This window comes from Microbacterium sp. B24, assembly GCF_000333415.1.
Classification (GTDB): domain Bacteria; phylum Actinomycetota; class Actinomycetes; order Actinomycetales; family Microbacteriaceae; genus Microbacterium.
The window spans coordinates 1-8,304 of sequence record NZ_BADB01000137.1 but is presented as its reverse complement, the minus strand read 5'-3'; the positions used below and the strand labels follow the sequence as shown (position 1 = coordinate 8,304).

At 70.1% G+C, this 8,304-nt stretch carries 12 protein-coding genes and 1 pseudogene; 7 read left to right on the top strand and 6 right to left on the bottom strand.

All coding sequences use genetic code 11. From position 1 onward, the window contains the following. Positions 1-107 precede the first annotated feature (107 nt). Positions 108-911: a DeoR/GlpR family DNA-binding transcription regulator gene (locus I5I_RS03185; RefSeq protein WP_036316387.1), complete on the top strand. Its 804-nt coding sequence runs from the start codon at positions 108-110 to the stop codon at positions 909-911. A gap of 28 nt (positions 912-939) precedes the next feature. After that, positions 940-1,296 carry a DUF7882 family protein gene (locus tag I5I_RS03180; RefSeq protein ID WP_036316385.1) on the top strand — a complete coding sequence of 119 codons (357 nt, stop codon included), beginning with the start codon at positions 940-942 and terminating at the stop codon, positions 1,294-1,296. 5 nt (positions 1,297-1,301) lie between these two features. Here I5I_RS03180 and I5I_RS03175 read toward each other — a convergent pair whose 3' ends face one another. The 3 genes from I5I_RS03175 to I5I_RS03165 form a co-directional block, all read right to left on the bottom strand. Further along, positions 1,302-1,598, bottom strand: coding sequence for a hypothetical protein (locus tag I5I_RS03175; protein ID WP_231560249.1), 297 nt, complete (start codon positions 1,596-1,598; stop codon positions 1,302-1,304). A gap of 93 nt (positions 1,599-1,691) precedes the next feature. Continuing rightward, a complete protein-coding gene (locus tag I5I_RS03170) occupies positions 1,692-2,018 on the bottom strand; it encodes a DUF7882 family protein (RefSeq protein ID WP_005049636.1) in 327 nt (108 codons plus the stop codon). Between the two features lie 4 nt (positions 2,019-2,022). Then, positions 2,023-2,331 (bottom strand): hypothetical protein, encoded by a 309-nt coding sequence (locus tag I5I_RS03165; protein ID WP_051039455.1) that lies wholly within the window; start codon positions 2,329-2,331, stop codon positions 2,023-2,025. A gap of 146 nt (positions 2,332-2,477) precedes the next feature. Between I5I_RS03165 and I5I_RS16695 the strand changes: the two genes are divergently transcribed. Beyond that, positions 2,478-2,633 (top strand): hypothetical protein, encoded by a 156-nt coding sequence (locus I5I_RS16695; RefSeq protein WP_016464229.1) that lies wholly within the window; start codon positions 2,478-2,480, stop codon positions 2,631-2,633. A 29-nt stretch (positions 2,634-2,662) separates the two neighbouring features. Here the strand turns inward: I5I_RS16695 and I5I_RS03160 are convergent, their stop codons facing one another. After that, complete coding sequence (locus tag I5I_RS03160) at positions 2,663-3,769, bottom strand: fatty acid desaturase family protein (RefSeq protein ID WP_036316383.1); 1,107 nt, start codon at positions 3,767-3,769, stop codon at positions 2,663-2,665. A 159-nt stretch (positions 3,770-3,928) separates the two neighbouring features. Here I5I_RS03160 and I5I_RS03155 point away from each other — a divergent pair, with 159 nt between their 5' ends. The 4 genes from I5I_RS03155 (at position 3,929) to I5I_RS03140 (ending at position 6,718) form a co-directional block, all read left to right on the top strand. Then, positions 3,929-4,846: an ROK family protein gene (locus I5I_RS03155; protein ID WP_036316382.1), complete on the top strand. Its 918-nt coding sequence runs from the start codon at positions 3,929-3,931 to the stop codon at positions 4,844-4,846. A gap of 52 nt (positions 4,847-4,898) precedes the next feature. After that, on the top strand, positions 4,899-5,687 hold the full coding sequence (locus tag I5I_RS03150) for an alpha/beta fold hydrolase (protein WP_036316380.1): 789 nt from the start codon (positions 4,899-4,901) through the stop codon (positions 5,685-5,687). A gap of 87 nt (positions 5,688-5,774) precedes the next feature. Further along, positions 5,775-6,182: a DUF4383 domain-containing protein gene (locus tag I5I_RS03145; RefSeq protein WP_036316378.1), complete on the top strand. Its 408-nt coding sequence runs from the start codon at positions 5,775-5,777 to the stop codon at positions 6,180-6,182. Then, positions 6,179-6,718 (top strand): hypothetical protein, encoded by a 540-nt coding sequence (locus I5I_RS03140; RefSeq protein WP_036316377.1) that lies wholly within the window; start codon positions 6,179-6,181, stop codon positions 6,716-6,718. The genes I5I_RS03145 and I5I_RS03140 overlap by 4 nt, the downstream gene beginning before the upstream one ends. An 89-nt stretch (positions 6,719-6,807) precedes the next feature. Here the strand turns inward: I5I_RS03140 and I5I_RS03135 are convergent, their stop codons facing one another. After that, on the bottom strand, positions 6,808-7,935 hold the full coding sequence (locus I5I_RS03135) for a Gfo/Idh/MocA family protein (RefSeq protein WP_036316375.1): 1,128 nt from the start codon (positions 7,933-7,935) through the stop codon (positions 6,808-6,810). Then, positions 7,932-8,304: pseudogene (locus tag I5I_RS03130) on the bottom strand (sugar phosphate isomerase/epimerase family protein); the annotation flags it as partial. The pseudogene I5I_RS03130 and the gene I5I_RS03135, both read right to left, overlap by 4 nt.

Below are 8,304 nucleotides of genomic sequence, written 5' to 3'. Positions count from 1 at the left end.
AGCTCGGTCCCGGGGATCCTCTAGAGTCCTCCACAAATTGCCATCTTCTGCACTCTTATGCCGGTTACGGGCGCGAAAACAGCATCCACTGTGCTAGGGATGAAGACATGGACAAAGCAGCCCCCCGCGGCCGCCGGCTTCCCGCCGGCCGCAAAGCCGACCTGGCGGCCTACGTCGCCGAACAGGGGCAGGTCACGGTGGCCGAGCTGTCGGAGCACTTCGACGTGTCGATCGACACCGTGCGCCGCGACCTCGACCAGCTCCATCGCGAGGGCGCGCTCATCCGCACCCACGGCGGCGCCGTGAGCGCCACCGACGGGGCGCTGCGCGATCGGGGTCTCGACGTGCGCCTGCGCGTGCAGGTGGAGGAGAAGGAGAAGATCGCCCGGCTCGCCGCCGAGATGGTCGACGACGGCGCGGTCGTCATGCTCAATGCCGGCACGACGACGCTCGCCGTCGCCCGCGCCCTCCGAGGACACCGCGATCTGACGATCGCGACCAACAATCTGAGGATCCCGGCGGAGATCGCCCCGTCGGCGTTTCGCGACCTCTACGTCTTCGGCGGCGCCGTCCGCACGATCACCCAGGCCACCACCGGCCCCGTCACCTTCGCGATGGCAGCCGGTGGCCGTGAACTCGACATCCGCTGCGACCTCGCGCTCGTCGCCGTCGGCGCCGTCGACGAGTCCGGCTACTCGACGAGCAACCTCGGCGACGCGACGATGATGGCGGAGATGATCGACCGCGCTGACCGCACGGCGGTGCTCGCCGACTCCTCCAAGCTCGGCCGCCGACTCTTCGCCCAGGTCGCTCCCCTCGAGGGCGTCGACTACCTCATCACCGACGCGCCGCCGCCGCCTCCCCTGACGAGCGCGCTCCTGCAGGCCGGCGTGAGTCTGGTCACTCCCTGATCGCTGTCCCGCGGCCTACAATCGCATCGTGGGCACGATCTATTACGGGGGTTCGGCGACTCCGATCCATATCGAGGACAGAGTGCTCGCCCACCTGAAGGTGGTCGTCGCCACGAAGCTCCGTCGCGGCGAGAGCTTCACCGTGTCGTGGCAGCACCCCGACGGCGAGACGCGCGGCCGCAGCACCATCTGGCTGCATCCGTCGATTCCGCTGCGCTTCGTCTTCGACGATCCGGAGCCCACGGAGCTGAACCGCGCGTGGATCGAAGAGCTGGCGCAATCGGCCAGTTCGTCCGGCGGCATCCAGCTCACCGAGGAGCAGATCGAATCGGTCGACGGCGACGCGGACAACGCGCCGCAGACGGTCGCGGTCGCCGACGACTGATCGCGTCAGAAGCCGCGTGCCGGCGGGAAGTGGGCGATCGGGATCGGTCGGCTCGCGGTGGAACGTTCCTGCTCGCAGAGGATCCGTTCGCCCCTCTCGACGCACTCCTCCAGCGAGGACAGCCGCGCACGCCGCGCACCGCCTCGCATCCAGACCGTCTCGAACCCGTCGTCCGTGCGCTCGATGTAGGCCACGACGAATTCGGCGTCGCGTGCGCTCACGCGACGATCACACAACCGCCAGGCGTCCTCATCGATGGGGAGCAGTTCGAGGTGGCCGCCGACATGCGCTGTCTGCGTCATCGTCGTCACCGCCTTCTCCCCCACTCTCCGGGACGCTCGGCGGCGAGGCGAGGGGATTGACAGGTCCCCGCGCCCGTGCGACGCGCGAGGCCGTCAGCCGGTCAAGACCTCACCGGAGTAGGGGCCCTCGGGCTCGGGGACGATCTGCAACCCCGCCGTCGAGTTCGCGGCGTGTGTCAGCGCCTCCAGCCACGCCCGGTTCAGGGCGGGCTGACGGCTGCCGTGGTACGAGTAGACGATCGATGCGTGCGGGTGCAGCCAGATGGCCGTGCGCCCGTCACCGAGGCTCGTGTCGTTGCGCCACGTGAAGGTGAATGTCTCGCCGCGGCGGAGTTTCTGACTGATGACGACCTGCAGGTGCGCGAGCACGCGATCGTCGAACTCCGCTTTGACGCTGCCGTCGTAACTGAACCGTCCCACTGCTCTACAGTAACGCGCGCCCCGATCGACTCGAGCCGCTAGCGAGCGCCGCCGTGCGCCGGGAGATCTCCGCGCACGCGCGGTCGGCCCCCAGGATGTCGGAGGCAAGCGAGGTCGTCGCATCCAAGACGGCGACGGGGATGCCGCTGCCGAGGAGCATCCGGCAGACGCTGAGGGCGCCGTCGTCGATGCTGGGGAACTCCACGATGTCGGTGGAGCCCGCCTGATTCAGGCGCTGCGCGTACGTCAGGACCGCATCCGCGACGTCATCGGTCGTGAGGATGCGATGCCCCTCAATCAGGATGTCTTTCACGCTTCGACCTCGCCGGGGATCATCAGTACGTCGGATGGTGATCCTCAGTACAGCCGAAGCGGCCGGTCGCGACGAGGGGCTTGACAGCCTCCCGCGGCGATGTCAAGCCCCCGCGCCCGGGCGAGCGACACGGGCACACTGGAACCATGGCACTCGCACTCATCCTTCTCATCGTCGGCATCGTCCTGATCCTCCTCGGCGTCTTCGTCGAAGCGGCGAAGTTCCTGCTGTGGATCGGACTGGTGATCCTGCTGATCGCGATCATCGCGTGGCTCATGCGCGTCGTGAAGCGCAACGCCTGACGCGACCGCAGCCGGCACCGCCGGGGGCGTCAGGCGCGGCGGTAGCCGGCGACCATCGGGCAGTCGAACGGGTCGCGTGCCGCGAGGCCGACACGGTTGAGGTAGTCGATGACGATGGCGTACGAGCGCCAGACGCTCGTCTCCGTGTAGGGGATGCCGGCGCTCTTGCAGTAGTCGCGGACGACGGCGCGTGCGCGCGAGAGGTGCGGGCGCGCCATGCTCGGGAAGAGGTGGTGCTCGACCTGGTGGTTGAGCCCGCCGAACATCCAGGTCGCCCACCAGCCGCCCGTGATGTTGCGAGACGTGCGGACCTGCTTGGTGAAGAAGTCGAGCCGGGCGTTCGCGTCGACGATCGGCATTCCCTTGTGGTTCGGCGCGAACGACGCACCCATGTAGACGCCGAACACGGCGAGCTGCACGCCGAGGAACGCGAAGGCCATGCCGAGCGGCAACAGGAGGAAGACGGGGACGACGACCACGGCGAGGCGCGTCGTGATGAGCGCCAGCTCCAGCCCGCGCTTCTTCACCGGCTGGCGGGACAGCAGGTGACGGATGCCGTGCGCGTGCAGATTCAGCCCCTCCAGCGTCAGCAGAGGGAAGAAGAACCACCCCTGGTGCAGCGTGATGACGCGGCGGATTCCCCGTGCCTGAACGGCATCCTCGACGAGGAACGAGATCGTGTCGACCTCGATGTCGGGGTCTTTGCCGACCCGGTTGGGGTTCGCGTGGTGGCGCGAGTGCTTGGAGTCCCACCACGAGTAGCTGATGCCGACGACGCCGGCGGCGAGGATGCGTGCGAGGCGGTCGTTGGCGGGTCCCGTCGAGAGGATCTGGCGGTGGGCCGCCTCGTGGGCGAGGAACGCGACCTGAGTGAGGACGATCCCGAGCGCCGCTGCGATCAGCAGTTGGAACCAGCTCTGGCCGAGGAGCACGAAGCCGGCGACACACCCGGCGAGGCAGAGGGCCAGCGCCGAACCGACGAGCGCGTAGAAGACCGGCGCGCGCCGCAGAAGCCCGAGCTCCTTCACTACCTGGGACACCTGAGTGTACGAACGGGCGACCGAGGGGAACGTCTCGGACGTCGCGTAGGTCTGTCTGATCGGTCCGAGGGTGGAGGTGGGGGCGAGTGTGGTCATGACCGACTCCGTTGATCGGCGTCCATCGTGAGCAACGATGTCCGTTGGGCGAAGCCAAAGGCGGGTGCCGATCGCTGGTGCCGACACTACGCTTAGGTCTATACGGCTCCGGGCATACGGCCCGGACTGCGTCGTCTCTCACTCCCTCAAGGACGCGGTTTGACTCTGGCACTGGCGATCGATCTCGGCGGCACGAAGATCGAGGGCGCCCTCGTCGACGCGAACGGCGCGATCATCGAGGGATCGCGCCACCGCAGCCCGACCGGCGCGGGCGCGGCCACGGACGTCACGGTGCTCGAGCGCGGTCTCACCGCGGTGATCGACGGATGCCGCGCGCACCCGCGGTGGAACGAGGTCGTCGCGGGGGGCATCGGCGCGGCCGGCCCGATCGACATCACCGCCGGCACCATCGCTCCGATCAACCTTCCTGCGGCGCACGGGTTTCGCATCGTGGAGGCGGTGCGAACCGCAAGCGGGCTGGACGCCGTGACGCTGCGCCTGGATGGGACGTGCATCGCCCTGGCAGAAGCCTGGCGAGGCGCGGCGCAAGGGGTTCGCAACGCCATCGTCTTCGTCGTCTCGACGGGCGTCGGCGGCGGTATCGTCTCGGACGGCCGTCTGGTGGCGGGCGGATCGGGAAACGCCGGCCACTTGGGTCAGATGATCGTCGCCGACATCCAGGGCGAGCCGGCGGCCTCCACTCTCGAGCAGCGCGCCTCGGGTCCGCACACGGTCGCCTGGGCCCGCGCCCAGGGGTGGGCCGGCACGACCGGTGAAGAGCTCGCCGACGCCTACCGCGCGGGCGACGAGGTCGCCGTCGCGGCCATCGCACGATCGGCGCACGCCGTCGGTATCGGTCTCACGAGCGCCGCCACCCTGCTCGACCTCGAGCTCGCCGTCGTCGGCGGCGGGTTCTCGTTCGTGGCGGACGACTATCCGGACCGCATCGAACGCGTCGTTCGCGAGAGCGCCGTCAACGCGTACGCCGGGCGGTTGAAGGTCGTGCGTGCCGGACTGGGCGGGGATGCCCCGCTCATCGGCGCCGGCGCCCTTGTGCACCGCGCCGACCTCCTCTGAGGTCCGCTCCAACACCCTTGACGATGTCGGAGGGCAGTGCTTGCATCGGGCCATGCATCACGTGATCTCCGCCGACGGAACCCGCCTCGCCGTCCACGACATCGGATCGGGGCCCGCCGTCGTGATCGTCAACGGCGCCCTGTCGACCGCGAAGGATGCCGCGGCGCTCGCCGCGACGCTGGCCCAGTCCGGCATGAGGGCGATCACCTACGACCGGCGCGCTCGGGGCGACAGCGGCGACACGACCCCGTTCTCACCGCGTCGTGAGGCGGAGGATCTGGCCGCCGTCATCGCCGACGCCGGCGGAGAGGTCGCGGTGCTGGGGCACTCCTCGGGTGCGATGATCGCGCTGTACGCGGCATCCCTGTCGGCCGGCACCGGTGTGCCGGTGCGGGCACTCTTCCTGTCCGAGCCGCCGTTCCACTTCGGCATCGACGAGCCGGCGCCCGATCTGCCGTCGCGTATCCAGGCGTTCGTCGACGCGGGAGACCGCGAAGAGGCCGTCGTCCTCTTCCAGCGCGAGGCCGTCGGGCTTCCCGACGCGATGATCGCGCAGTTCCGCGCCACCGACGCCTTCGCCGGCATCGTGCCGCTGGCCCAGTCGACCGTGTACGACGCGACGCTGGCCCGCGAGCTGTCCACGCCGACGGACGCCATGCTCACCGTCGACGTGCCGGTGACGATCCTCTGCGGCCAGCAGACCTTCCCGATCCTCACCGCGGCCGCCGAACGCCTGGCGGCGGCGATGCCGCACGCCGAGCTCATCGTCTCTCCCGAATCGGTCGGCCACCGCCTCGACCCCGCCGCCGCGACGCGGATCGTGACCGCGCGGCTGAGCTGAGGCACGACCCGCCCGCAATCCGTTCGGGGCGGCGCAGCGAACAACCTCCGTCACGACACCGGTCGCGACCCGAACAGGAGGTCAGTCATGAGCTCGTCACCGAACCGTCTCGTCGCCACCGTCTTCGGCGCCGTCTACCTCGTCGTCGGCGCCCTGGGTTTCGCCGTCACCGGAGGCGTCGGATTCCTCGCCACCGATGGTGGACTGCTGCTGGGGATCTTCGCCGTCAACCCACTGCACAACATCGCGCACCTTCTCATCGGCGCGGCACTCGTGATCGCGGGCCTGAGCGGCGTGCGCGCCGCCAAGACGGTCAACGCCACCATCGGCGCCGCCTATCTGCTGCTGGGCGTGGTCGGATTCTTCCTCGTCGGCACGTCGGCGAACATCCTCGCGCTGAACGTGCCCGACCACTTCCTGCACCTCGCCAGCGCGATCGTGCTGCTCGGTGTGGCTCTCGGCGCCGAGCGCGGCGCACGGTCGGTCACGGCATGAGCGCGCCCTCCCGCGCGGCGGCCGCTCCGGGAGCCGCCGTGCGCGCCTGGACCGTGCCGCTCGCGTGGGGGGCGGGTCTGGTCTCGATCGGCATGGGCGCGGCCGCCATCACGGGTGACGTGTCTTCGGGCGCGGCCCGCGGGGCGGGCGTCGTCCTCGCCGTGGCGGGACTGCTGTGGCTGGCCTGGGGCGCGGCGGCGCTGACCACCGGCCGCCTGCTCCTCTCCCGGACCGCGGCGGCGTCGACGCTCGTCACTGTCATCGGCGTCGCCGCGCTCGTCGTTCTGACCGGAGGCCGCGCGAGCATTCTCGCCGCGGCGGTCGCGGTCGTCCTCCTGCTGACCACCGCCGTCATGATCATCGCCGACGGTCGCCGCCCCGTGGCGCCGGCCAGCGCGATCCGCTTGGTTCCTCTGCTTCTGGCCGCGGGTCTCGTGGCGGTCGTGACCACACCGGCGCTCGGCGCCGTGCAGGATGCGGCGCTCGTGCGACCCGACGGCACCGTGATGACCGTCGATCCGCACGCCGGTCACTGACCGCGAGGCCGGTCGTCGATCAGGCGACGAAGAGGGGTGGATGCCGGTGCTCCCGGCATCCACCCTCTTCGCGTGCGCCCGGCGGCGACTCAGGCGAGCGTGCTCTCGAAGGGATCGAACCCCTCGGGCAGAAGCGGCACGTCGGCGACGGTGCTGTCGATCGTCAGGGTCTCGCCGGTACCGGCGGATTCCTGCGCCGACAGCATGACGTCGAGGACGTGATACCCGAGCTCACCGGTGGCGACATGCGGCCGCCCGTCCGCGATGGCGCGTGCCATGTCGAGCACGCCGAGGCCGCGACCGACGACGGTGCCCTGCGCGGGGATCTCGACCCACTCCTGCTCGAACCGCATGCCGTCACGGATCACACCGAGCGGCTTCACGTACGCGATGCGTCCGGTGAAGGCGTTCGGGTCGGGCAGCACGATCGTGCCCTCAGAGCCGTGGATCTCGATGACGCCGTGTCGCTCCAGCGCCGAGTCGAAGCTGAGCAGGTGGGTGCCGTGCTGGCCACCGGCGAACGAGGTCAGCACCTGGACGGTCGAGGGTACCTCGACGGGGAAGGTCTCGCCCGCCCGCGCACCGGTGTGGATCTGACGGGTCGTCTGCCAGCGCGATCCGCGCGCCGTGACGCCCGCGACCGGACCGAGCAAGCTCACCAGCGCCGAGAAGTAATACGGCCCCATGTCCAGCAGCGGCCCCGCACCCTGTGCGAACAGGAACGCCGGCTCGGGATGCCACAGGTCGGGCCCCTGCGTCTGGAACGACGTCTGCACGAACAGCGGCGTTCCGATGACGCCCTCGCGGATGGCGCGCTTGGCGGTCTGGAAGCCCGGGCCGAGGATCGTGTCGGGGGCCGACCCGATGCGCACACCGGCCGCCTCGGCTTGCGCGAGCAGTTCACGCGTGCTCTCACGGTCCAGGCCCAGCGGCTTCTCGGTCCACACGTGCTTGCCGGCGGCGACGGCGGCCTTCGACACCTCGACGTGCACCGCCGGGATCGTGAGGTTGACGACGAGGTCGACGTCGGGATTCGACAGCACGTCCTCCCCCGTGCCCCAGCTGGGCACGCCGTGCTCCTCGGCCTTGGCCTGTGCGCGTTCGGGCAGGAGATCGCCCACGGCCACGACCTCGACGTCGGGGAACGAGGTCAGGTTCTCCAGGTAGGTCTGGCTGATGACTCCGGTGCCGATGACACCGACGCGCAGGGCGCTCACTGGACGTACCCCCCGTCGCGGAGGAAGGCGTAGCTGGCGGCGATGTCCTCGAACACGTCTCCGGGGGCCTTGTCGTACTCGATCACGGCGTAGCGGATCGCCGTACCGGCCTTCAGCGCCTCCGCGAGAGGGACGTCGGCAGTGCCGGCGTGGCGCTGGTCGAGGCTGTCCGACCCGAAGGAACCGGCGCCGGGAGCCCAGGGGTTGGATGCCGGGACGACGCCGTCCTTGACGTGCACCGCGACGAGGCGGTCGCCGAGCGCGGACACGAGCGCGGGCACGTCCTGGCCGCCGGTGAGCGCCCAAAGAGGTCGAGCTCGAGCTGGACGCGCTCGTCGGTCAGCGCGACGAAGCGCTCGTAGGCGGTGG

What these genes read in the sequence shown, in the direction of transcription:
- I5I_RS03185 (WP_036316387.1), top strand. Translation starts at nt 108, where the DNA reads ATGGACAAAGCAGCCCCCCGCGGCCGCCGGCTTCCCGCCGGCCGCAAA.
- I5I_RS03175 (WP_231560249.1), bottom strand. Translation starts at nt 1,598, where the DNA reads ATGACGCAGACAGCGCATGTCGGCGGCCACCTCGAACTGCTCCCCATC.
- I5I_RS16695 (WP_016464229.1), top strand. Translation starts at nt 2,478, where the DNA reads ATGGCACTCGCACTCATCCTTCTCATCGTCGGCATCGTCCTGATCCTC.
- I5I_RS03160 (WP_036316383.1), bottom strand. Translation starts at nt 3,769, where the DNA reads ATGACCACACTCGCCCCCACCTCCACCCTCGGACCGATCAGACAGACC.
- I5I_RS03150 (WP_036316380.1), top strand. Translation starts at nt 4,899, where the DNA reads ATGCATCACGTGATCTCCGCCGACGGAACCCGCCTCGCCGTCCACGAC.
- I5I_RS03145 (WP_036316378.1), top strand. Translation starts at nt 5,775, where the DNA reads ATGAGCTCGTCACCGAACCGTCTCGTCGCCACCGTCTTCGGCGCCGTC.
- I5I_RS03140 (WP_036316377.1), top strand. Translation starts at nt 6,179, where the DNA reads ATGAGCGCGCCCTCCCGCGCGGCGGCCGCTCCGGGAGCCGCCGTGCGC.